This is a genomic window from Bacillus sp. Leaf49 (genome assembly GCF_001426125.1).
GTDB classification, from domain to species: Bacteria; Bacillota; Bacilli; order Bacillales; family Bacillaceae; genus Bacillus; species Bacillus altitudinis.
This window is the reverse complement of record NZ_LMRK01000023.1, coordinates 14,304-37,352: the sequence shown is the minus strand read 5'-3', so window position 1 is coordinate 37,352 and position 23,049 is coordinate 14,304. Positions and strand designations below refer to the sequence as shown.

Annotated in this window: 26 protein-coding genes and 1 other annotated feature; of the genes, 16 read left to right on the top strand and 10 right to left on the bottom strand. The window is 41.6% G+C overall.

Features of this window, described 5'->3' with window-relative positions; translation table 11 throughout:
* The first annotated feature begins 37 nt into the window (after positions 1–37).
* A complete protein-coding gene (locus tag ASG46_RS16230; RefSeq protein WP_056705207.1) occupies positions 38–1,651 on the top strand; it encodes a M20/M25/M40 family metallo-hydrolase in 1,614 nt (537 codons plus the stop codon).
* Between the two features lie 114 nt (positions 1,652–1,765).
* The gene (locus tag ASG46_RS16225; protein ID WP_056705205.1) at positions 1,766–2,257 is read left to right on the top strand and encodes a DinB family protein; all 492 of its coding nucleotides are present in this window, start codon (positions 1,766–1,768) and stop codon (positions 2,255–2,257) included.
* Positions 2,258–2,292: 35 nt separating this feature from the next.
* On the opposite strand, the gene proC is transcribed toward ASG46_RS16225, so the two are convergent.
* Positions 2,293–3,120, bottom strand: coding sequence for a pyrroline-5-carboxylate reductase (gene proC / locus ASG46_RS16220; RefSeq protein WP_056705203.1), 828 nt, complete (start codon positions 3,118–3,120; stop codon positions 2,293–2,295).
* Positions 3,121–3,161: 41 nt separating this feature from the next.
* Positions 3,162–3,373 (bottom strand) — a binding site (T-box leader).
* A gap of 168 nt (positions 3,374–3,541) precedes the next feature.
* On the opposite strand from proC, the gene ASG46_RS16215 reads away from it, so the two are divergent.
* Both ASG46_RS16215 and ASG46_RS16210 read left to right on the top strand, forming a co-directional pair.
* A complete protein-coding gene (locus tag ASG46_RS16215) occupies positions 3,542–4,504 on the top strand; it encodes an MBL fold metallo-hydrolase (protein WP_056705201.1) in 963 nt (320 codons plus the stop codon).
* The gene (locus ASG46_RS16210; RefSeq protein WP_007501086.1) at positions 4,505–5,281 is read left to right on the top strand and encodes an SDR family NAD(P)-dependent oxidoreductase; all 777 of its coding nucleotides are present in this window, start codon (positions 4,505–4,507) and stop codon (positions 5,279–5,281) included. It abuts the gene before it with no gap.
* A gap of 16 nt (positions 5,282–5,297) precedes the next feature.
* On the opposite strand, the gene ASG46_RS16205 is transcribed toward ASG46_RS16210, so the two are convergent.
* Both ASG46_RS16205 and ASG46_RS16200 read right to left on the bottom strand, forming a co-directional pair.
* Positions 5,298–5,720 carry a VOC family protein gene (locus tag ASG46_RS16205; protein WP_235562250.1) on the bottom strand — a complete coding sequence of 141 codons (423 nt, stop codon included), beginning with the start codon at positions 5,718–5,720 and terminating at the stop codon, positions 5,298–5,300.
* Between the two features lie 8 nt (positions 5,721–5,728).
* A complete protein-coding gene (locus tag ASG46_RS16200; RefSeq protein ID WP_035390747.1) occupies positions 5,729–7,057 on the bottom strand; it encodes a CoA-disulfide reductase in 1,329 nt (442 codons plus the stop codon).
* Positions 7,058–7,245: 188 nt separating this feature from the next.
* On the opposite strand from ASG46_RS16200, the gene coaA reads away from it, so the two are divergent.
* Complete coding sequence (coaA, locus tag ASG46_RS16195) at positions 7,246–8,205, top strand: type I pantothenate kinase (RefSeq protein WP_008342294.1); 960 nt, start codon at positions 7,246–7,248, stop codon at positions 8,203–8,205.
* 29 nt (positions 8,206–8,234) lie between these two features.
* On the opposite strand, the gene ASG46_RS16190 is transcribed toward coaA, so the two are convergent.
* The 4 genes from ASG46_RS16190 to ASG46_RS16175 form a co-directional block, all read right to left on the bottom strand.
* Positions 8,235–9,470, bottom strand: a complete 1,236-nt coding sequence (locus ASG46_RS16190; protein WP_008343828.1) for an MDR family MFS transporter — start codon at positions 9,468–9,470, stop codon at positions 8,235–8,237.
* Positions 9,471–9,701: 231 nt separating this feature from the next.
* Positions 9,702–10,046: a YolD-like family protein gene (locus tag ASG46_RS16185; protein WP_017367544.1), complete on the bottom strand. Its 345-nt coding sequence runs from the start codon at positions 10,044–10,046 to the stop codon at positions 9,702–9,704.
* Positions 10,047–10,061: 15 nt separating this feature from the next.
* Positions 10,062–11,294: a DNA polymerase IV gene (locus ASG46_RS16180; protein WP_024718949.1), complete on the bottom strand. Its 1,233-nt coding sequence runs from the start codon at positions 11,292–11,294 to the stop codon at positions 10,062–10,064.
* Between the two features lie 141 nt (positions 11,295–11,435).
* Entirely contained in the window at positions 11,436–11,885 is a 450-nt protein-coding gene (locus ASG46_RS16175) for a YfmQ family protein (protein ID WP_024718948.1), read from the bottom strand.
* 282 nt (positions 11,886–12,167) lie between these two features.
* Between ASG46_RS16175 and ASG46_RS16170 the strand changes: the two genes are divergently transcribed.
* Complete coding sequence (locus tag ASG46_RS16170) at positions 12,168–12,647, top strand: GNAT family N-acetyltransferase (protein ID WP_007501073.1); 480 nt, start codon at positions 12,168–12,170, stop codon at positions 12,645–12,647.
* A complete protein-coding gene (locus ASG46_RS16165; protein ID WP_056705199.1) occupies positions 12,644–13,618 on the top strand; it encodes a GNAT family N-acetyltransferase in 975 nt (324 codons plus the stop codon). Before ASG46_RS16170 ends, ASG46_RS16165 begins: the two co-directional genes overlap by 4 nt.
* Positions 13,619–13,635: 17 nt before the next feature.
* Here ASG46_RS16165 and ASG46_RS16160 read toward each other — a convergent pair whose 3' ends face one another.
* Positions 13,636–14,298 (bottom strand): expansin EXLX1 family cellulose-binding protein, encoded by a 663-nt coding sequence (locus ASG46_RS16160; protein ID WP_175580636.1) that lies wholly within the window; start codon positions 14,296–14,298, stop codon positions 13,636–13,638.
* 257 nt (positions 14,299–14,555) lie between these two features.
* Here ASG46_RS16160 and ASG46_RS16155 point away from each other — a divergent pair, with 257 nt between their 5' ends.
* From ASG46_RS16155 to ASG46_RS16145, 3 genes are all read left to right on the top strand, one after another.
* A complete protein-coding gene (locus ASG46_RS16155; protein ID WP_024718944.1) occupies positions 14,556–14,882 on the top strand; it encodes an iron-sulfur cluster biosynthesis family protein in 327 nt (108 codons plus the stop codon).
* 12 nt (positions 14,883–14,894) lie between these two features.
* The gene (locus tag ASG46_RS16150; RefSeq protein WP_008343836.1) at positions 14,895–15,134 is read left to right on the top strand and encodes a YqkC family protein; all 240 of its coding nucleotides are present in this window, start codon (positions 14,895–14,897) and stop codon (positions 15,132–15,134) included.
* A gap of 300 nt (positions 15,135–15,434) precedes the next feature.
* The gene (locus tag ASG46_RS16145; RefSeq protein WP_024718943.1) at positions 15,435–16,697 is read left to right on the top strand and encodes a response regulator aspartate phosphatase; all 1,263 of its coding nucleotides are present in this window, start codon (positions 15,435–15,437) and stop codon (positions 16,695–16,697) included.
* A gap of 24 nt (positions 16,698–16,721) precedes the next feature.
* Here ASG46_RS16145 and ASG46_RS16140 read toward each other — a convergent pair whose 3' ends face one another.
* Positions 16,722–17,651, bottom strand: a complete 930-nt coding sequence (locus tag ASG46_RS16140; protein WP_080987801.1) for an alpha/beta hydrolase — start codon at positions 17,649–17,651, stop codon at positions 16,722–16,724.
* A gap of 119 nt (positions 17,652–17,770) precedes the next feature.
* Between ASG46_RS16140 and ASG46_RS16135 the strand changes: the two genes are divergently transcribed.
* Positions 17,771–17,995 (top strand): YqkE family protein, encoded by a 225-nt coding sequence (locus ASG46_RS16135; protein ID WP_008343840.1) that lies wholly within the window; start codon positions 17,771–17,773, stop codon positions 17,993–17,995.
* Positions 17,996–18,171: 176 nt separating this feature from the next.
* Here the strand turns inward: ASG46_RS16135 and ASG46_RS16130 are convergent, their stop codons facing one another.
* Positions 18,172–19,098, bottom strand: a complete 927-nt coding sequence (locus ASG46_RS16130) for an aldo/keto reductase (RefSeq protein ID WP_056705197.1) — start codon at positions 19,096–19,098, stop codon at positions 18,172–18,174.
* A 168-nt stretch (positions 19,099–19,266) separates the two neighbouring features.
* On the opposite strand from ASG46_RS16130, the gene ASG46_RS16125 reads away from it, so the two are divergent.
* The 5 genes from ASG46_RS16125 to ASG46_RS16105 all read left to right on the top strand — a co-directional run bounded on the left by ASG46_RS16125 (position 19,267) and on the right by ASG46_RS16105 (position 22,973).
* The gene (locus ASG46_RS16125; protein ID WP_082181648.1) at positions 19,267–19,824 is read left to right on the top strand and encodes an NUDIX hydrolase; all 558 of its coding nucleotides are present in this window, start codon (positions 19,267–19,269) and stop codon (positions 19,822–19,824) included.
* The gene (locus ASG46_RS16120; protein ID WP_056705193.1) at positions 19,821–21,002 is read left to right on the top strand and encodes a TIGR00375 family protein; all 1,182 of its coding nucleotides are present in this window, start codon (positions 19,821–19,823) and stop codon (positions 21,000–21,002) included. Before ASG46_RS16125 ends, ASG46_RS16120 begins: the two co-directional genes overlap by 4 nt.
* Complete coding sequence (locus ASG46_RS16115) at positions 20,989–21,441, top strand: GNAT family N-acetyltransferase (protein ID WP_046527215.1); 453 nt, start codon at positions 20,989–20,991, stop codon at positions 21,439–21,441. The genes ASG46_RS16120 and ASG46_RS16115 overlap by 14 nt, the downstream gene beginning before the upstream one ends.
* A gap of 68 nt (positions 21,442–21,509) precedes the next feature.
* The gene (locus ASG46_RS16110) at positions 21,510–21,731 is read left to right on the top strand and encodes a hypothetical protein (RefSeq protein WP_008344413.1); all 222 of its coding nucleotides are present in this window, start codon (positions 21,510–21,512) and stop codon (positions 21,729–21,731) included.
* A 111-nt stretch (positions 21,732–21,842) separates the two neighbouring features.
* Entirely contained in the window at positions 21,843–22,973 is a 1,131-nt protein-coding gene (locus ASG46_RS16105; RefSeq protein WP_008344415.1) for a S8 family peptidase, read from the top strand.
* Positions 22,974–23,049 lie beyond the last annotated feature (76 nt).

Here is a 23,049-nt window from a genome sequence, read left to right as displayed (position 1 = left end):
ATAATGAAAGATATGGACATCAAAGGGGGATAAACGGATGAAATGGCAAACGGAAAGTGAACTAAAGGAGCTACTCACAGCTCTTATGCAGTATGAAAGCATATCTGGTACAACGGGAGAAGTCGCATTAGCGGAATATTTATATTACTTGCTGAGGGAGCGGCCGTATTTTGAACAGCATCCTGATCACTTGGCTTTGCATCCAATGAAAGATGGCCGGTATTTTTTAACGGCACTTGTCAAACGAAGTACGTTGCCACGTACTGTTTTACTCCTCAGCCATTTTGATGTCGTGGATACAGAGGATTACGGAGAATTTCAAAATATGGCGTGTAAGCCCGAAGAGTTAATGGCGTCCTTTTCTCAAAAAAGTGCACTTCTTCCAAAAAGGGCAAGAGAGGATTTAGCTTCAGGTGACTGGCTGTTTGGACGAGGGTCCATGGATATGAAAGCAGGCCTGACTGTCCAGCTTTCCATGCTAGAAAGAGCGATGGCGGGGAGGTTTGAAGGAAATATTCTGCTCGTCACAGTGCCAGATGAAGAAGTGAATTCACAGGGGATGCTGGAGGCTGTTCCGAAACTAAAGGAGCTCAAGCAGAAGTATGACCTTGATTATACCGCGTGTTTAAACAGTGAGCCGATGTTTGAAAAGTATCCCGGGGATGCGCACCAATACATCTATACAGGTAGTATAGGGAAGGTACTTGCGGGATTTTTCTGCAAAGGAATTGAAACACATGTAGGTGAGCCCTTCTCAGGATTAAATGCAAATTTTATGGTATCTGAATTAAACAGGCTGTTAGAACTGAATAGTGATTATTGTGAGGAAGTAGATGGTGAAGTGACACCACCTCCGACCAATTTGATGCAAAAGGATTTGAAAGAAGCTTACTCTGTTCAAACGCCTCACACGGCTGTTTCTTTATTTAATGTGCTGATGATGAACCGCTCTAGTGAAGAGCTTCACGGGCTCCTCTATGAAGCTGCGAAACAAGCAGCAGCCCAAATCGAAGCCAATCTCAAACAGAAAACCGCTGCATTTCAACGCTTTAAACATTTTACACCCATCGATACAAACATCACGGTGTTAACGTATCATGAGCTGTACGAAAAAGCTGCTGAACGATCCGGCAAGCAGGAGGTCGAGCGAATTGTCAACTACGCCTTTGCCAACCGGGGTGAGCTTGGGGATCGTGATTTTTCAACCAAAATTGTATCAGAACTGACGACCCTTTGTAAGGAAGATGGAGCACTGATTGTGTTGTTTTATAGTCCGCCATTTTACCCATCTGTTTCTTCAACAAACGATCTGCATATTCAAACGACCTTAAAGAAGATTCAAAGAGAAGCAAAAGAGATCTATGGAATCGAAGTAGAAGAAGTCAAATATTTTCCTGGTTTATCTGATTTAAGCTACTTACAGCTTGAAAATCAAGATATAGACGATTATACAGCCAACATGCCGCTATACCAAAAAGGTTACTCGTTACCACAAGGAGAAAAAGAAGCTCTTAACGTTCCTGTCATCAACGTTGGTCCATTAGGAAAGGATGCGCACAAATGGACAGAACGGCTGCATGTCCCATTCTCTTTTGGCGTTTTGCCGTCGCTCTTACAATCAACAATTCATGCTTTATTAGAAAAGAATTAAGTGAAAGCTCTATCGTCATGATAGGGCTTTTCTTGATATCAATCACCTTCTGTCTAAAGAAATAGAGTATGATATAGAATAATACTTACATATATTTGAAGGGGGATTGTGAGAGTGAAAACAGGAGTACTAACAAAAACAGAGATCATGACATCACTTCATGAGAGTTCGCGTAAGCTTGAGGAGTTAGTATGGACATGTGATGAGGATACATTAGATGAATCTTTTGGGGAAGGCAAGTGGTCGATTAAACAAATTGTTGGACATTTGTATGATACGGAAGAAGTCTGGTCAGAGCGGATAGAGCAGGCAATATCAAATGAGCACACGCTTTTCGCATCATATGATCCAGAGATATATGTGAAGGGAAGAGCTTATGAAACGTATACCGCACAAGAGGTCAGTGCATTGATTGAACGCCTAAAAGAAAGCAGAAACAAAACACTGCAGCTATTAGAAAAGGATACATGGGATTTTTCAGGCCTCCATCCTGAAGAAGGGATGATGACAGTCCAAATTTTAGCTGAAACCATTGCTTTACATGAAATTCATCACCTCGATCAAATCAAAGCCATTATGTCCATGAGAGCATCGAGTGATAGATGAAAAGCACCTGTCATCAAGGCAGGTGCTTTTCTCACTTACTTATACGTACTCGCTGAAAACATGTCGTTTAATTCTGCTGCGCGTTTTGTCGCTGTTTTCACACAATCGACAATTGCTTCTTCAAATTGATAGGAAGCAAGCGTTTTAAGTCCTGCTTCTGTCGTTCCACCTTCGCTCGTAATTTCTTTGCGCAATTCAGCAGGTTCCTTACCGCTATCCTGAAGCATATTTGCAGCGCCTGCAATCATTTGACAAATGAGCAATTTCGCTGTCTCTTGGTTCATCCCAAGTTCCGATGCACCTCGCTCCATTCCTTCAATCAAATGATAAATAAAGGCAGGACCGCTGCCGGCAATCGCTGTGACCGCATTCAGCTGTGATTCATCTAAAACCGTCACATGACCGATCGTTTCAAACAGCTGAACTGCTTTTTCCTTTTGCGCCTCTGTGACTTCATCACTGACAGCAATGCCAGTAGCTGATTGTTGTATGGCCGCTGATGTATTTGGCATGGCACGAACCACCGCCGTTTTTGCGCCAGCATAATGCTGAATGGTTTCAATAGAAATGCCCGCTAAAATAGAAATAATCAGCTGTCCATTTAAATGGGGCCTTACTTCAGAAATGCCACTTTCCGCATCTTTTGGTTTTAAAGCAAACACCAGCATATCGGCTTCTTCATAAATAAAGGAACGAGCGAAATCTGTTTTGACTCCATAACGTGCATGTAATTCTTCTAATCGTTTTTCATTTGTTTTATTTGTGACAATGATATCTTCATTTGACATAATGCCGCTCTTTAAAAGACCTTTAATCATAGACTCGGCCATTGAGCCTGCACCAATAAATCCAATTTTACTCATAAGCTGCTCCTCCTTGTAGTAAATAAAAAAACCTCTCGTCTGCAAAGGACGAAAGGTTTTTCGCGGTACCACCCTCAATTAGCATGCAATCATGCATACTCAGCTCTAGTCCCTTAACGCGGGAAACGTTTAGGTTTGCCTAACAGCTCAAAGGGCAGGTTCAGCAAATAAGAGGATGGTGAAGCCTTACAGCCGGCGGACCTCACTCTCTTGCATCATTATTTTGCTTACTAATCCTTGTCATCGCGCATCTTATATTTGTTGTTCATTATGCAACGATGGACAAGTTTGTGTCAATAGGGAAAGATAAAAAAATGACCATCTAAACCGCATGACAGTCTGCCCTTTGCAAGATACAATGAATAAAGAAGAGGAAGTTCAGATGATCTATGAGTCAAAAAGCAGGAGATGACGTATAAAAGTGAAAGAAGAAATGATTCAATTATCCATTCCCACACCGTTTGCGGTTGGGGATGTCCATGCATATGTATTAAAAGGCGATGCCGTGACCTTAGTCGATTGCGGACCGATGACACAAGAGGCGCAGCATGCCTTTGTCACGCAATTAAAGGAACATCATTTATCAATAGATGATATTGATCAAGTGGTTTTGACACATCATCATGCAGATCATGTCGGTCTTTTAGATCTGATGAAACCCCATGTCCGTGTCATCGGACATGAGTTGAATGAGCCCTATATTAGTCAGGATGCAGCGTTTAAACAGCGTCAAATCCATTTTATGAATGATTTTTTTCAGCAGTTAGGTGTGCCGCTTCGTCAAGGAGAGTGTGAAAGAATGGTGAGGCAGTCCTATACATATTCATGTACGGCACATGTCGATGACGTCATAAAAGAAGGTGATCGTTTGAAGGGACATGAGCATTTCCAAGTGCTGGAGACCCCAGGACATGCACAATCTCATCTTTCTTTTTTAGATGAAACAACAGGGAATTTCATCGGCGGTGATCTGCTGCTTACGACCATTTCTTCCAATCCGTTAATGGAAGCGCCGGTGAAAGGAACAGAACGTCAAAAATCGCTGCTTCAATATAAAGCATCACTCAAGCGTTTATTGCATTTGCCCATTCAGGCGATTTATCCAGGGCATGGCCAGCTCATTACCTCTCATCACGAATTGATCGAAGAAAGATTTAAAAAACAGGAAAAACGGGCAAATACGATGTATCAGCTGCTTCAACGAAAGGAAATGACCGCCTTTCATCTTTGCCGCACCTTATTTCCGGGCCTGTATGAAGAAGCATTATTTCTGACAATGTCTGAGACAGTCGGGCAGCTTGATGTGCTTTTAGCGGCTGGACAAATTGAAGAAGTGCAAAAAGACGGAACCCTCTATTATCGAGCAAATGAAGGAGTGAAATAAATGGGGCGACTAACAGGAAAGAGAATATGGATTACAGGTGCTTCAGGCGGTATTGGTGAAAAGATGGCGTACTTGGCAGCAGCCGAAGGAGCAGAAATCATTGTGTCAGCAAGACGAATTGAAAAGCTCACAGGTGTAAAAGAAAAGATTATAAGTGCTGGCGGCGTATGTCACATCGTTCAGCTTGATGTCAGTCAGCTTGAGGACATTGATCAAGCCTATCAACAAGTGGGAGCTGTTGATATTTTGGTGAACAATGCCGGCTTTGGTGTGTTCGATCTCGTCGAGGACGCATCCATTGAGGAAATGGTGTCGATGTTTGAGGTCAATGTCTTTGGTTTAATTGCCTGCACAAAAAAGGTCCTTCCTGAGATGAAACAAAGAGGGAAGGGACATATTATCAATATTGCGTCACAGGCAGGCAAAATTGCCACCCCTAAATCCGCCATCTATTCCGCATCAAAGCATGCGGTTCTCGGATTTTCAAACAGCCTCAGAATGGAGCTGGCAGACAGCGGAATTCATGTCACAACCGTCAATCCAGGACCGATTGCCACAGACTTCTTTACCATTGCAGACCGCAGTGGTGAATATGTGAAAAATGTTGATTTTATGATGCTCAGTGCTGACAAGGTAGCAGGGAAGGTCGTATCCGCCATGATGACGAAAAAAAGAGAGATTAATTTACCAGGATGGATGAATGCTGGCAGTAAATTGTATCAATTATTCCCGTTTTTATTTGAAAAAGCAGCACGGAAAGCGATGATGAAAAAATAACAAAAAAAGAAACCGGTCACAGGCTGGTTTCTTTTTTTGTTTGATGGGGCTTAATATTGGTGACGCCAAAGACATTGCCATCAACATCTTCGAAGCTAAAACCGCCTAAGTCTGGGTCAGCTAATATTTGAATATCCGATACGGTGACGTTATGCTCGCTTAAATACTGGTGAAAGTTTTTTAAATCCTTCACAAATAAATCAATCATACTATGCCGAACTCCTGTAAAAGAGTTCATAAAGTAGATTCGTTTCTCGTGTTTTGTTTTGACGAGATAAAAAGAAGGTCCCTCGCCATGAGTAAAAGTGAGCATGGCGGCTTCTTCTGATTGATGTAGAACGATCATCTCTAAAATCTGTTCATACCAAGAGACAGCCCGGGGGATATCAGTCACAGGAATTTCAATAGTAGCAATTTGTTGAATGGTCAATGGCTTCACTCCTTTTTCTATATTCGTCTTGCCGCTTGCTGAAGTGGGTCCCATACACTGTTAAAAGGAGGGGCATAGCTAATATCTAAATCTTCAAGGTCTGTCACAGTCAGCCCTTGATAAAGAGCCGTTGCCATGACATCAATTCGTTTATCAACACCTTCTTTACCGATGATTTGTGCGCCAAGCAAGGTGTGATCATCGCTTCTGTAAATCAGTTTCACTTTCATTTTCTCTGCATCTGGGTAATATCCAGCGTGGTCAGTGCTGTCGATGGTGATGGTGGAGAAAGGAAGGCCCGCGTCTTTTGCTTCTTTCTCTGATAAACCCGTTCGTCCCGCTGTCACGTCCATAAATTTCATCACCGCTGTGCCGGTTACGCCTTGAAACGCGCGGTTTGTTCCTGTCATATGAAAGCCTGCGATTCTTCCTTGTTTATTTGCTGTCGTGCCGAGCGGAATATAGTCCAGTTCTTTTTTGATACGGTGATAGGTCGCTGCGCAGTCCCCCGCCGCATAGATATCTTGTACATTCGTCTGCATGTATTCATTCACAACGACTGCACCATTTTGAAGTCGCTGAATTCCTGTGCTGTCTAAAAAGGATGTTTGCGGAGTGACGCCAACGGCAATGATGACCATATCTGTTTCAATGGTCTGTTTGTCTGTTTGAACAGCTGTTACATGTGTCTTGCCCTTTAATTTTTGCACTGTTTCACCAAGTACCACGTGAATGCTTTGATTGTCCGCTTCTTCTTTCAGATATTTTGCCATATCGGGATCAAAGCCTGGCCCAAGTGTTGCACCCCGCTGAATGATATGAACGTCTTTGCCTAGCGCTTTTAAATTTTCTGCCATTTCTAAACCGATATATCCTCCGCCGATGATCGTGATATGTGTGACGTCTTTTTTGAGATTGTCTAAAATAGACAGCGCATGCGGGATTGTTTTTAATACGTGGACACCTTCTAATGAATGACTGTCTAGATCAAGTGTGACGGGGCTTGCTCCTGTCGCAATTAACAGACGGTCATACGTTTCTGTAAAGGGCTCTTTTGTTTTAGAATGAATACCCGATACTGTTTTTTGCTCTGGATCAATTGAGGTCACTTCGTGTAAGCATCTGGCATCAATTCCGTATTTGTCACGAAAGGTGTCAGCGCTGCGTGCGATGAGTTTTCTGTGATGATCAATGAGACCGCCGATCAAGTAGGGGAGTCCGCACTGTCCATATGAGAAAATCTCTCCTTTTTCAAAAGCTACAATTTGCGCGTCTGGATCCTCCCTATATATTTGCATAGCGCAGCTCATTCCTGCTGCATCTCCGCCAATCATCACATATTTCATTTGGTGTGCTCCCTTCTATCTATCAAACTGAATACTCTTATTTACCCTCATTTTCCTTTATTTAATGCTTTTTTTTCGCAAAAGAAGCAAACTTTCGTTGAAAAATAAAGACAGCGCCTTCATTTTAAGCTACAATCGGATTATCGTCTTTTTGGTTATGAGTTTAGTTTAGATTGGTGGGAAAGACTTTGGGTGACGAACGACTAGATTTTAATACACTATATACACGCCATACGAGAGAGGCATGGGCCGCTCTTGGAGAATATATGCCGGTATCTGTTTCAGAAGAAGAAGTGAGAGCACTTCAAGGATTAAACGACTACTTATCGCTAGAAGAAGTTCGAGATATTTACATACCGCTTATTCGTTTTCTGACATTACATGTCTTTGCAGAAAAACAAAAAAATCAGCATGTCAATGCTTTTTTAAACTACCCGCATCATGCGAAAATCCCCTTTTTAATTGGGATTGCAGGAAGTGTGGCCGTCGGAAAAAGCACGACAGCACGTATTATTGAAACACTTTTATCTAGGCTTGGAGATGGGCTGAAGGTGAGTCTCGTAACAACGGACGGCTTTTTGTATCCTCAAAAAGAGTTAAAAGATCGGGGGCTGATGGAAAAGAAAGGCTTCCCGGAAAGCTATGATGTTAAAGCGCTACTTTCGTTTTTAAATGAATTAAAATCAGGGAAACAAACTGTTCATGCACCTGTATATTCACATCTGACCTATGACCGTCTTGAAGGGGTGTATGAAACAGTAGAAGATGCAGATATTGTCATCATTGAAGGGATCAATGTGTTGCAATCACCGGCACTGGATGATCTGAAGGATGAGCCGCGCGTGTTTGTATCAGATTACTTCGATTTTTCGATTTATGTAGATGCCGCTGAGACGCAAATTCAATGCTGGTATAAAGAACGGTTCCGTTTGCTGCGGGAAACAGCCTTCCAAGACCCTGAATCCTTCTTTCATCAATACAAAGATTTGACGGATGAAGAAGCAGATCAGATGGCAAGCACGATTTGGAATACAGTGAACCGGCCAAATTTATATGAAAATATTTTGCCGACAAAATATAGAGCCGATTTGATTTTAAAAAAAGGCGATCAGCATAAGGTGGAAGAGATCGCCATCCGCAGGGTATAAAGAAAACCGCTCAATTGAGAGCGGTTTTTTTAATGACCTCCACTTACTTTCACAGCCACGGCAGCCGCCGTTCGTTTTTTTAGGCGGTAGTATCCGATAAGTAAAAACGGAACGCCTGCAGCGGTGACAATCGCCAAGACTGAAAAAATAGAAAGGGGATGGGCTGCGCCAAATAAGTCAATACACAATCCTCCGACAAACGGTCCGACGACGCTGCCGAGCTGAGAAAACCCCATTGCGCCGAAGTATGATCCTTTCACTTCAGGTTTTGCAATATTGTCTACAAACAGATCCATCATTGCAAAGAGCAGCACTTCACCAATCGTAAACACGACAATAATAAAAGCAAGCGTACCGAGACTTTGTGAAAAAGCAATGGCAAACAAACTGCCTGCTAGAAGCACGTTTCCAGTCGTTAACGACAAAATCGTTGAATAGCGCTTAGCGATCATAATCAGCGGGTACTGAACGACAATGACAACCACTGCGTTTAAGGATAAAAGATACCCAAACAGTTTAGGGCCATCCTCAATCATAGGGGATGCCGATAAATATTGAGGCAGTGTTGAGCTTAGGTGTGAATAGCCAAATGAACATAAAGTAACGCCAATGAGGATGATGCTAAAGACCGTATCTTTCTGAATAATGGAAAGAGCTTTTTTGACACCGATTTGTTTGGTGCTTTCTGGAGCAGCCACTGGATGCTTTTGAAATTGCCATGCCAGCGTTAACCCGTACAACAAGTAAATGAGGGCAGCGACGAGAAATGGAAAAGTCGTTTTTGATGACCCGAGATATAAGCCAAGCAGCGGGCCGAAAATGACACCAATGTTAATGGCCGTATACCGTAAGTTAAAGACAAACAACCGAATGCTCGATGGGGTGACATCGGATAAGAGTGCTTTAGACGTTGGTTCAAACAGCGCCCGGCACAGTCCATTTAAAGCATTCATAAAAAAGAAGACCCAAATGGCATCTGCAAATGCGAAGCCAACAAAGACAAGTGTCCAGCCAAAGATGGATAAAAGCATGACCTTTTTTCTGCCGATTCGGTCGGAAACATAGCCGCCGTAAAAACTCGCAACAATCCCAATAAGAGAGCTGACGGCAATGATCAATCCAGCTGAAGAGGCTGAGGCGCCTTTGACTTGTGTCAAATAAACGGCTAAAAAGGGAATGCTCATGGATGTCGCCATTCGGCCAAATATCGTGCCGATGATGATCGTCCAACTAAGTGGATGTAAAGTGCGTAAGTTATTTTTCATGCTGTGTCTCCCCTGAGTTTGTAAGATGTTCCAATCATACATGAAAAATTGTGCAAATTAAATACACAATTTGATGGAGGAGTCATCCGTCAAATGACAGAGAAGCTTGAACCGTTCCGTTCATTCGAAGAGCATATGCCTCGTTTTCAAGGTTTTAAGCCTTGATGGGTCATAATTTTTTCGGAAAAACGAAGCGGGTTTTTCAATGATCATGTTTTCGTTTTGCGAAAATCAATTGAGATCGATGGCAATAATTTGATGTAAGGAAAGGTTTAGAACATCTTCGTCATTCACGATTTTCATTTGGCGTGTTTCATAATGAATGGCTTTCACCCAGCCCCAAAACTGTGCTTTCATGCCTGATGAGACATATGTCACGCAAATCGCTTGATCCTCGGTAATCGACTGTGTGATCAAAACATTCATTTCCTCTAGCTGATCGGAGCTGAGCGGTAGAGGTGTATATTCTTTTTTCTTTCGTTTTTGAGCAAGTAGTTGCTCTCGGTGCTCTGGTAGCATCATTCGGCTTGATTCCCACATGATGTTGTATCCAGGTGTTAATTTATTGGGATTCATGCTTGTTCGCCTCCGTTATTTGTAATGCCCGCCAATTTTTTCGGCGCGGTGATATGCCTGCCCTGCGCTTGTCAGTGACGAAGCATGCAATAATGCCGCAGGTCCATATTTCAGATGGATTTCATCAAATACTTTGCTGAGTTGATCTTTCTTCAAATGATGATCAAATAAAGTCAGCTGATAGTGGCTGTCAGGCTGCAGTTGTGAGAGGGTAATGCCTACACTGCGAATGGGCTGGCCATCCCAGTGCTGCTGGCATAGCTGAATCGCTGCCTCTGCAATATCTGAGCCATACTGTGTCGGTGAATGAAGCTTCATTTGTCGATGAAAGCCTGTTGGATGTGAAAAATCAGCCCCTCTTACACCAACAGACACCGTTTGACCGAGATAATGCTTAAAACGTGCCCGCCTAGCGACTTCCTCACTCAATTCAAGAAGAGCGACTTTGATCTCCTCAAAAGATGCGTAATCACGGGGAAGGGTCATATGATGCCCAACGGCTTTTTGTTGATCATGTGTGTGAATAGTGACTGGGGAGGGATCGTGTCCTAAAGCTGTTCGCTGCAGAAGCTCCCCATTGATTCCCCAGCGTTTTTTTAATCGGTCTAACGGATAAGTAGCAAGTGTGCCAATGGTACTGATACCCATTCGTTTCAAATGATGCTCCATTCGTTTGCCGACGCCAAATAATTTTCCAATTGGAAGCGGCCATAAATCAGCAGCAACCCGGTCGGCACTCAGTTCATAGATGCCGGATGTGTTTTTTTTGGCAAAATGGTCACAGGCCATTTTAGCGAGCACTTTATTAGGGCCGATGCCCACACGTGCGTAAATGCCAGTCTGATTCATAATCGTTGTTTGTATATGTTGAGCGATCTCATGTGGAGAGCCGAATAGTGTAAGACTGCCTGTAATATCAAGAAACTGTTCATCAATGGAATATGGCTCGACAAGGTCTGTGTATTGTTCAAGCAGTTCTGTAATCATGACAGAGACATCGAGATAGCGCTGCATACGTGGACGTACAACCACTGCTTCAGGACATTTCTCCTGTGCTTCCCATAACCTTGATGCATTTTGTACGCCACGTTTCTTCGCGAGAGGGCAGGCTGCCAGGACGACTCCGCTTCTTCGTTCTGGATCTCCAGAGACAATGAGCGGTACATTCTCCAAATGAGGCGCCTCCACCTTCTCGACTGATGCATAAAATGACTGCATATCCACAAGCAGAATGGCTCGTTCATTCATTGTACTTCACCTCTTAGAACGTATGTTCTGTATCTATTGTAAACAACATGAGGTGAAATTCATACTGGTAAATCATTCAAAAGCTGTCCATACAAAAAAGACGAAGTGGTGAACACTTCGTCTCGTCTGCTGCAACGATTGTTAGGCATGTGCCATGTTGTGGAATGTTTGGAGCGGTTCAGAACGCAGACGATAAGCCATCAGCTTTTTCTTTGGCTTATGTGTAAACTGCCGAACCACATCCACATGGTCATCATAATGGAACAGATAAAGGGTGACATCATGTTTCCCATGCTTTGTTTGCATAGTAAGCGGCGCTGGCCCTTCATTCGGATGAAGAAAGCGTTCTTCATCACCAGGGTAAATATAATAGCGTTCAATAAAGATCGCATCATTAAAATGTTGAATGATTTCAGATGCTCGCTGCTCATCAAGCGAACGACCTTGAAAAGTAATATTTGTTTGCTCACTTGTTACTTTAGCATGTACGGCGTAGCGGCTAAAAAGGCGCTCAACAACACCAGAAGGCAAAGAGGTGACAAGCAGCTTTAAAAGACTAAACACAACAAGCGAAATAACAACCCAAACCAATCTCATCATCTCCAATAAACATTTGTACCATTTCCTATATGAACCATCTTAACATAACAAATGAATGAAACTTTCGCACAAAAAGTGAACTTTTTGAAATAAGTGTGAAGATTTAAAAGGAGATGACGGCTGAAAGACGAAGAACCAACAAGTGAATATGAAAAAAGACAGGCATACTGTCTTTACAACCATTTGATCAGACAGTAGACTATTGAAACAATCGCATTTTTGAGAAAAAACGAATCAAAGGAAAGCCAAAAAGGAAAAAGGGGCGAGGCCATCATGATACGTCAAGTGAAACCGTCAGATTTTTACGCAGTCACATCCGTCATTCAAAGCTGGTGGGGAGGCAGAGATTTGCGTGCAAAATTGCCAAAGCTCTTTTTTGAACATTTCCAGCAAACAAGTTTTGTTGTCGTTGAAAAGGGAGAGCTGATCGGCTTTTTGGTTGGCTTTTTATCGCAATCTCATTCGGATGAAGCCTATATTCACTTTGTTGGCGTCCATCCAGATCACCGTAAATTAAAGATAGGCAAAATCCTCTATCAAGCTTTTTATGAAGCGGCTGAAAAGGAAGGAAGAACAACCATTAAAGCTGTCACAGCTCCTATCAATAAAGTCTCCATTGCTTACCATACAAAACTCGGGTTTCAGATAGAAAAGGGAGATAAAACAGTAGATGGCATCTCAGTCTTTTCAGATTACGATGGCATTCATGAAGACCGTGTGTTATTTGTGAAGAAGCTGGAGGCAATGAAATGATTGTTCATTTAGATCACACAATAAGTGATGTAGCAAAGCAGATCTTACATATTCAACTAGCTGCATACCAACAAGAAGCTGAACAAATTGGCTATGCTGATCTTCCGCCATTAAAAGAGACCATTCAAGATGTCATGAAAGCAAAAGAGCAATTTATTGGTTTTGAGCAAGATGATCTCTTATTAGGTGTAGTCTCCTATGAAGAGCTGAAAGATTGTTTGATCATTAGTCGATTGGCTGTGCATCCAAAAGCGCTAAAGCAGGGTATTGGAACAAGACTTATGTCGACAATTATGGAGAAGAATGTCCCGATAGAACTGACCACAGGGCAAGAAAACACCCCTGCAAAAAGGCTATATGAAAAATTGGGGTTTTTTGAAACAAATGTGATTCATGTGGCAAAAGAGCTCACCCTATCAAAAATGAAATGGACACCGCGACGCAAGGTTGAGGTTGTCGAATTCAAAAAAGAATGGCATGAAGAATTCCGTCAAGAAAAGCAGCGACTCAAGCAAATCATTCAAAAGAGCTGGATAGAAGGATACCATATTGGCAGCACGTCAGTTACAGGACTTGTTGCCAAACCAATTATAGATATATTAATAGAAGTAAGCGATATAGAAGAGATTGATAGGAAAAAAGAGAGATTTGAACACCTTGGATACGAAGTGCTCGGTGAAAATGGTATAAAAGGGAGACGTTTTTTTCAAAAGGGTGGCTTGAATCGTACGCATCATGTCCATGTGTATGAAAGAAATCATCCTGATGTGAAAAGACATTTATTGTTTCGAGATTACTTAAGAGTCCACCCAGAACGAGCTGTAGCGTATGCGTCTGTCAAGGAACAATTAGCAAATCAGTATCCGGAAGATATACAAAGCTATATGGCAGGAAAGAATGAAATCATAAAAGAAATAGAAAATGAGGCATATCGCTGGGATAGAGAAGGAAGAGAGGAAGCTCTTAAATAAGCTGCCTCTTCATCTCGTTAATTAGGAAACTGAACATTGCCTTTTACAATATAGGCCTGTGAAGCAGCAGTAGACGGAAGAGCGGGTAATTGATCCTTTACTATGACCCCGCGGATATCTGTGATTCGAACAGGAAGAGATGTAGACCCCATATGAAAGCCAAGGAAATGGTTGTAGTCTGTCTTTTCCATGTTCACCCATTTTCCATCTTTGTAATATTCCATTTTCATAACCGGATATTTATGATTGCGCACTTGAATCGCAGCCCACCACTCACTGCTACCTTCTTTTATTCTGTAAGCTACATTTCCGCTAATCGGTGCTTTTATAATTTTCCAACTAATCGGGATTTTCCCATCTTCCATATTGCCAATTTTGGTAAAGGCATTAGGAGAAAGATCAAGAGCTCCTTTTGCTCCTTCTGGATATTTATCGGTTACATACACAACGGTTTTTCCTTTTGGCCCCGTTACTTCAAGGTAAGCCCCTGCAAGTGCCGCATTTACCCCTTTATAGTTATAGTCATGGGGATTTAAAGCTGTAATTTTCATGTCAGAGGGAATAGGATCTAATAAAGCGGCGCCCCCTGAGTAACCAGATCCCGTATAAGTCGCATAGCTTTCTCGTACTTCATCAAGGATAGATGCCGCTTTCATGTTTGGCATAGTGAAACTCAACATCAATATCAGCGCCCCGATAAAGCAGAGAGATAATCTTTTTTTCACGATCTAAAACCTCCTGTTTCTTCTTTTAAAATGGATAGCGTCATCAGTATAATTCTAAAAAACAGGATGCAGAAAGAGCCAATAGATAGATATAATCCTAGTGAGAAGAGCGTGTATTTCAAAGAGTATGACTTTCGGATTTAGTCGTGTGTCATGTTTTATGGTGTTTTATGTGTTACAATGTAAGCATCAATTTAAAAAGGGTGTTCGCCATGTATATTCACATCACAGAACTGGCTAAAACATATATAGAAAAACAGCAAACAGGAAACGAGACGAAGGAGTTACTGCTTCGCTACGATTCAGAAGGTTGTGGCTGTGCAGTGAGTGGCGTACCAATGCTTTGGTTAACAAGTGAAAGAACAGGTGAATGGGAACCACTTAAAAATAGCCAACATTTAAAACTATATATACACACAGCACAAAAGGTGTTTTTTGACGAGGAAATGACGATTGATTTTAATGAAAAAGCCAATACACTTATGTTGAAAAGTCCTCAACAAATACTCAGCCCGAGAATGGGTATACTTGTAAAGTAAGGTGGAAACGTAGTGGATCAAAAGCTGAAAGTGATACAAAATACGGCACAAAATAAAACGTGGGTGTCGTTTTTAAATAATAATCATCCATATAGCCTTTTGCACTGGTCAATCGGTGGAATGGATTCAGTAAAAAAGGACGTCTGGCTTCTCCAAGATGAAGTCACATTTGAAACGGAAGAATTTCCAACGCTTGAATTAGCAGTCAGTTGGATAAAAGAGAATATGGAACACGTAACAGATGTGTTATAAGCCCTTTGCTGAAGAGGGCTTTTTTTGTGCCATCATCATCTCATCAAACAGAAGAACTGTCTAATTTGAAAAATGAGATTTTTCAACGATAAAAAGTCATTTTTAACAAACATTTCGACAAAATGAGAAAAGTAGAAAGAGAAAAATAGAGACTGTTAATGCCGAAAAATCGGCAATGGAAGCGGTTATTGCGGGATACCGAAAACTTTACGAAAAACGACATTTCATATTTCTTCCATTCGAGGAAATATGATAGAATACAACATGTATCGTACATGAGGAGGGAGGTGCTAAGGTGAATTGAAGCTCAAGCTGTCATCGCCTCAGGTTGGAATCAAAATAAACGAATGGTATAGGCAGATTTGCGGATTTCATGTCATGAAAGCAGAGAAGCTAAAGGCCGAGATCGAGCAGGAAATCCTTGAGATGGAGCAAGATCAGAACTTGCTGCTTTTTTACCAGCTAATGGATTTTCGACATAAGGTCATGCTTGAATATTTTGAACCGGCAAAAAAAGCCTCAAATGATGAGGAGATTAAGAAGCTTCTAGAAACAATTGAACATTCGCAGACCAAATTAACAGATATGCTTGAATACTATGTTCATTTTTTTACAGGAATGTTTGAATTTGAACAGAGAAACTATTTGAGTGCCATTGCTTATTACCGTTCCGCAGAAAAAAAGCTCAATCTCATATCAGATGATATAGAAAGAGCAGAATTTTATTTTAAATTAGCAGAAATATACTACCACATGAAACAAACCCACTTTTCGATGCACTATGCTTTGCAAGCGTTAGATACGTACTCTGCCTACAGAACGTACACGCTGAGAATCATCCACTGTGAATTTGTCATCGGTGCAAACTATGATGATTTGAAATGCTATGAACATGCATTGCCCTACTTTAAAAATGCTCTAAAGCGAGCACGCTCAATTGGAAACCCTCGAGTCATAGGTTCGGCCCTTTTCAACTTAGGTAACTGCTATTACCAAATGAACGATCTTGCTACAGCAAGTCGCTATCTCAAAGACTCTCTTGAAGTGTTTGAAAAGGAGAATTTAACCCATCTAAATCGCTCTCTAGACCCACTATTTATGCTGACCCAAATCCTGTTTAAACAAAAACAAATAGAAGAGTCGTTAACCCTCTATCAACAAGGTATTATGAAAGCCTGTGAATTAGAAGATGAAATTTACATCTGCAAGTTTCAGTTTTTAAAAGCATTATACGTTGATGCAGAAATAAAAATCATAGACGATACATTAGATTTGTTGGAGGACAAGCGCTTATACCCAGATATTGAGGAACTGGCACTTGATGCGGCTCATTATTATAATGAGCTTGGATTATTTGAAGTTTCTACCCGGTATTACGAAAGGAAAATTCAAGCCATATCAAAAATTCAAAATGGAGGTCATTTATATGAAAATGAGTTTGATAGTTCTTTTATTGGCAGCAACTGCAGGGTTATCGGTCATGAGTCAGCAGCAATCGGAAGAGAGCCATATGGAGCTGGCGGGCAGACACCATACAACAGTGGTGACTATCGTATAAGTTAGCAAAAAGAGGAGACGAACGGCTGTTCATTCTCCTCTTTCATTTTGATTGAATTGAAATGCTTCCAGAAATGCTTCGATCTCTTGTTCATAGACTTCCTTATTGTCACTATAAGACATCGCATGCGCACCATGTGGCGCAATAAATAGCCGTTTATCACCCTTTTTGCGTGCGTATAACTGCTCGCTTTGCTCACAAGGGATATAGTCATCATGGAGGCTATGAATAAAAAGGATAGGTTCTTTCACCTGGTCGATTACATCAAGTGGAGAAACTTGTCGAATGCTGTATCCGTCCCGCCATTTCAACACTTGATCACTTAGTGGAAGAATCCACTGTCCTGAAAGACGAAAATCTGTTTTTAATCGATACAGAAGCTGATCCTCAAAAGAAGCAAAAGGACAATCAGCGATGTAAAAATTGGCGTTTGCATCCGGTTTTGCAGCATATAATAAAGTTGTGACTGCGCCCATCGATTCTCCGTGTATCCCAATGATTGCTTTTTCCCCAAGCTTTTTTCTCAGCCACTTGACGACTTGAGCCAAATCTTCTTTTTCATAATATCCATAGCTCGTTGTTTTTCCGCCGCTCATCCCATGTCTTCTATGATCATAAAGCAGCACATTCCATCCAAGCTTTTGGAATAATTTCATATACTTCACGGAATTGATCAAACTGACGGTAACCCCGTGACAAAGAACGATGGTGCGTGTTGTATGAGGGAGCGGTACAAAATAGCCATGAAGATCGTAACCAAATGCTGAAGGAATACAAACTTTCTCTTTTTGCAGCTGTTGAAACTCCTCGTGATGATAGTGCCCTTCATCTGATTCTCGTTTGATGAGCTCTTCATCCGTTAATTTTCGTATATACATCATTTTATTGGTAAAAAAAATGCCGATTGCAGCGAGTGGAAATAATATCAAGGCGAGTATAGCGAGCCATTTCTTCTTCAAGCTGATTCTTCCTTTCCGAAGGGTTTCTATGAAGATCATACCACATGTTGGGAGTTTGGCGTGACTCTTGCTGAGCAAATAAAACGGATGATACACTAAAGCAAAAGGAGAGAGGCAAAGTGAAAAAGACCAATCAAGATCAAGCAAAGCTAAAGGACGGCATAAAGGATGATGTGAAACAGCAGCTCCTTCAAATGAAGCAGAACCTGGCCGCCGAGACAGAAAAAAGAGAAGAACAAAAACGACAAGACCTCCTTCGGCAACAGAAAGAAAAAGAAAAAAATAAAAGCTTCTCAGAGCTGCTAGATGAAAGTCATTTAGACTGGAGAAAGTATAAAAGTTAAAAAAGGGAGCTGCGATGCTCCCTTTTTTATGTTATATCATTGAGATGAATACATACTACATGAGCCTGAGAGAAAACACGTCTGACTCCCTCGTATCACTTCATTTCAGAATCGCACCAATAGGGTTGTACATTCAAAATAAAACATAAGTGACAAGCTGTTCTTCCATTTGTCTTCTATTGATTCAAACGATGCGTCTCATACACAGACTGTTTTGTGAAATATGACAAAGCTTTTACTTCTTGATCGCTTAATGAACGTGCATTTGCCGCTGCCACATTTTCTTTTAACTGTTTCACCGAGCTTGCGCCAAAAACAACAGAGCTGACTGCAGAATGCTTAAGCAAGTATTGAATGGACAGCTCTGTCAGTGATAGGTCATAAGCGACTTTCTTTAACGAAGGGATGATTTGCTGGAGCTCTTCAAATGAATAGTCAAGATACCCGTTCTTTTGAATCGCCGCACTTGCTTGCGAAAGGGGTTTTTCAGTTAATAATCCTTTTGCTAAAGGACCTCTTGCCACGACACTAATGCTTTGTTCTTCAAGAAGAGAGAACCATTCTTCTGGGCGACGATCGAGTAAACTATATTGCATCATCACACTCACGATATTTGATTTTTTGGCGTATTCTTTAATGACATTTGGACGGATTGACGATATGCCGTAATAGCGAATGACACCTTCTTCAACCAATTCTTCAAATGCCTCGATGGTTTCGTCAATTGGATCGTCAATTGTGCCGCCATGCAATTGATATAAATCAATATAATCTGTTTGAAGTCGTTTCAGGCTTTGTTTCACTGCCTCTTTTATATATGCTTTTGAAGGATCCCAGTCCCAGCCAGGTTTGCCTTTTTCAAAGCGGTTGCCGCCTTTTGTGGCCAAAATCAGATCTTGGCGTCTGTTCTTAATGGCTTCCCCGACGATCTCCTCATTTGTTCCAAAATCATATAAATCAGCTGTATCCAAATAGTTAATCCCAAGATCAATGGCTTCATCTAATAAAGAGAGCGCTTTTTCTTTTTCAGTCCCAAGGGACATACATCCTAGTGCCGCCTCACTAACCAAGAGATCAGAGGTGCCAATTCGTCTTTTTTTCAATTCAATCACACTCCTATCCTTTCACATTAAGTGAAACAATTCTGGAATTCAAGCTAGGTGATTTCAAAAGGCGCATTGAAGCAGGCATCCGCATTTTGGCTTCTCCTAAAACATCTATGTTAAAATGAATGAAGTAAAAAGTGAAAGTAGAACGAGGAGCTGACAAAATTGAAGGACTTTGAAGAAAAAACATTATCGTCAAAAACATTATATAACGGAAAAATCATTGACTTGGTTCTTGAAGATGTAGAATTGCCGAACGGAAAACCAGGCAAACGCGAAATCATTAAACATCCAGGTGCGGTAGCAGTCATTGCACGTACAGACAAAAATAAAATCATTTTGGTCAAGCAATACCGTAAAGCACTGGAGAGATCCATCGTTGAAATTCCGGCTGGAAAATTAGAAAAAGGAGAAGCGCCGGCACATACAGCACTGAGAGAATTAGAAGAAGAAACAGGTTATACAACTCAGGCGCTCCAAAAGCTGACAGCCTTTTATACATCACCAGGGTTTGCGGATGAAATTGTTCACATCTACCTTGCTGATCAGCTCGTCCCGCTTGAAGAAAAACGAGAGCTGGATGAGGATGAATTTGTCGAAGTGATGGAAGTTTCACTAGAAGAAGCACTGCACCTCATCGAAAAACAACATATTTATGATGCGAAAACAGCCTATGCCATTCAATACTTACAATTGCAAGAGGTACTTAAGTCTACAAAATGAGGGAATTCTTTGCAGATATCCATATTCATATTGGTCGAACAAGAACAGGTAGGGCTGTCAAAATTACAGGTGCAAGGTCACTGACCATTGACCAAATTCTCATTGAAGCGTCTCAAAGTAAAGGGATGGGGATGATTGGTGTGATTGATGCACAATCTCCTGAAGTCCTAGAAGAATTGATAGAAGGTGTAGAGGAAGGCACGTACACGGAACTAAGCGATGGCGGGTTATCATTTGGAAAGACCGTTTTGCTTTTAGGCAGTGAGCTAGAAATCAATGATGACCAATCAAAAGGCCCGATTCATGTGCTTGCCTTTATGCCCACGCTTCGTAAAATGTCTGAGTTTTCCGCATGGCTTTCTCTTCATATGAAAAATGTGCATTTGAGTTCACAGCGGTTATATGTGGATGGGAGAACGCTTCAGCATAAGGTGAAGGAACTAGGGGGATTATTTATTCCTGCCCATATTTTTACGCCGCATAAAAGTTTATACGGTAAAGGGGTCAATACGTCTTTAACCGAAGTATTCGATCCAGAACTCATTGATGCTGTTGAGCTTGGCCTTAGCTGTGATACGTCTATGGCCTCCCAGCTAAGTGAGCTAAACCGTTATCCTTTTTTAACAAATTCAGATGCCCATTCTTTAGGGAAAATTGCGCGGGAATATACGAAGATCCGAATGGATCATGCCTCCTTTGCTGAATTTGAGCTAGCGCTTCAAGGAAAAGATGGAAGAAACATCACTGGAAATTATGGGCTCGCTCCGCGGCTCGGAAAGTATTATCATACGACCTGTGAGAAATGCGGGGTAAGACCTGACAGTCAGGATCAAGAAAAGTGCCAAGCATGCGGCCATACCCGAATGACAAAAGGGGTGAGTGAGCGGTTAAAGGAGCTTGCTGACCAAGAAAGTGACAAAGGAATAAGGCCTCCTTATGTTCACCAGCTTCCCCTTCATTTTATTCCGGGTGTTGGAGCCAAAACATTAGAAAAGTTAAAAGTTGTCTTTCATACAGAGATGAATATTCTTCATCAAGCAACAGAACAAGAATTAAAAGCGGTCCTGCCTGAGAAAACAGCCGATTACATCATCAAAGCAAGAAGAGGTGAAGTTGGACTGATCGCTGGCGGAGGCGGAGTCTACGGTAAGGTGGATATCAATCATGAATCAACTTAAATGGACATGTCACACATTTGAACAACTGTCTAAAGAGGACCTTTACCTGATTTTAATGGAAAGAGTGAATGTGTTTGTTGTAGAACAAACATGTCCTTATCCTGAAATTGATCATCGTGATCAAGAGGCGCTGCATGTAATCGCCAAAGAGAACGGCACGATTGTCGCTTATTGCCGCATTTTCCAAAGCGGGATCATGTACAAAGAGGCGTCCATTGGTCGTGTCCTTGTGACGAAGGCCGGCCGGAAAAAAGGTTACGGGAAGATCCTGCTCGATCAGGCGATAAAAAAGCTCAGTGTATTAGGCGAAACAAAGATTAAAATCCAAGCACAGGCTTATTTGAAATCGTTCTACGAATCGTTTGGCTTCGAAGCTGTCTCAGATTGTTATGATGAGGATGGAATTCCGCATCTTGATATGGTGAGAAAAGAAAGATAGGCGTGTATACGTCTATCTTTTTTAGATGCGTTCATGTATCATAACGACAACGAAAGGGGTTTTGCGAAATGGGAAAAAGCAAAGCAAAGAAAAAGAGAGAACACCTTCAAAGGCAGCACAGCCGAAATCCAGAACAATCGAGAGGAAATATGCCGCATTTTAGTACACACGAAAGAAAGACAAAAACAAAACAAGAAGCCTTGCAGCATATGATGAAAAAACATAAAGGTAGGAATGCTTATGATCGCTATGAACAGGATCATAAGCATTTTTATTTTGCTTTTTTGTGACAAGTAGATCAAATAATTGGAAAAATTTTAAAAAATAGGACAAACGGTCGTTTCTTTTTGTCTAAAAATGTAGTTAAATGACAAAAAGAAATGAAAGGGAGAGTGGGTATCGTGAAGGTCAAATCATTTGGAGCAGGGCTTTGTATGGCAAGTATGCTACTGGCATCGATGACATTCGGCGCATCAGATGTATCTGCAAAGGATCAAGCAAAAAAAGAGTATATGATCGGTTTTTCTTCTTCCGTTCAAGACAAAACACAAAAACAGCTTGTTGAAAAAGCCGGCGGTCATGTGAAAGAATCAATAGAGAAAATAGATATGATGAAAGTTTCGTTGAACGAAGCATCAAAAGAAAAACTACATCAAGCAAAAGAAGTTACTTTTATTGAGGAAGACCAAAAAGCAAAAACAAGCGGTCAAAGCGTTCCTTATGGCATCAAAAGCATCAAAGCACAAAAGGTACATAAACGAGGATATGCCGGACAGAATGTCAAAGTAGCTGTTCTTGACAGTGGAATCGACGGCAAGCATGAAGATTTACATGTAACTGGTGGTGTCAGCTTTGTTCCAACAGAGTCCGATCCGCTCGTTGACCCGCATGAACACGGAACTCACGTTGCAGGCACGATCGCAGCATTAGATAATAAAGTAGGCGTCGTTGGTGTGGCACCAAAAGCTTCGATCTATGCGGTGAAAGTGGCAGATGAAAATGGTGACGGCTACTATAGCTGGATCATTAAAGGCATTGAATGGGCGATTGAGAATGAGATGGATGTTATCAATATTAGTATGGGGGGAGCAAGTGAATCGGAGGCGCTGAAAGAAGCGGTAGATCGAGCTTATGACAACGGGATTCTCATTGTCGCATCTGCAGGAAATGCTGGGAGCTACGGGTCACTTAATACGATAGATTACCCGGCCAAATACAGCTCTGTCATGGCAGTCGCATCTGTGGATCAACGAAAGCAAAGAGCCTTTGATTCCTCTGTTGGGGAAGAAGTGGAAGTATCAGCACCAGGTGTTTCAACATTAAGTACCATTCCTCATAACGAATATGGATATAAGAGTGGAACGTCTATGGCATCACCTCATGTAGCTGGTGCTGCGGCAGTCATTCTATCAAAACATCCGAATCTGACAAATGATGAATTGCGTGAAAGGCTGACAAAAACGGCAACAAAACTTGGCGAACCTTTTTATTATGGCGCTGGGCTTGTGAACGTACAAAAAGCTGCACGATAAAGGAAACGAGAGAGCGGTGTACAGCTGCTTTCTCGTTTTTCTTTTTATAAAACTGTCATGTTTCGTCTGCTCTCTC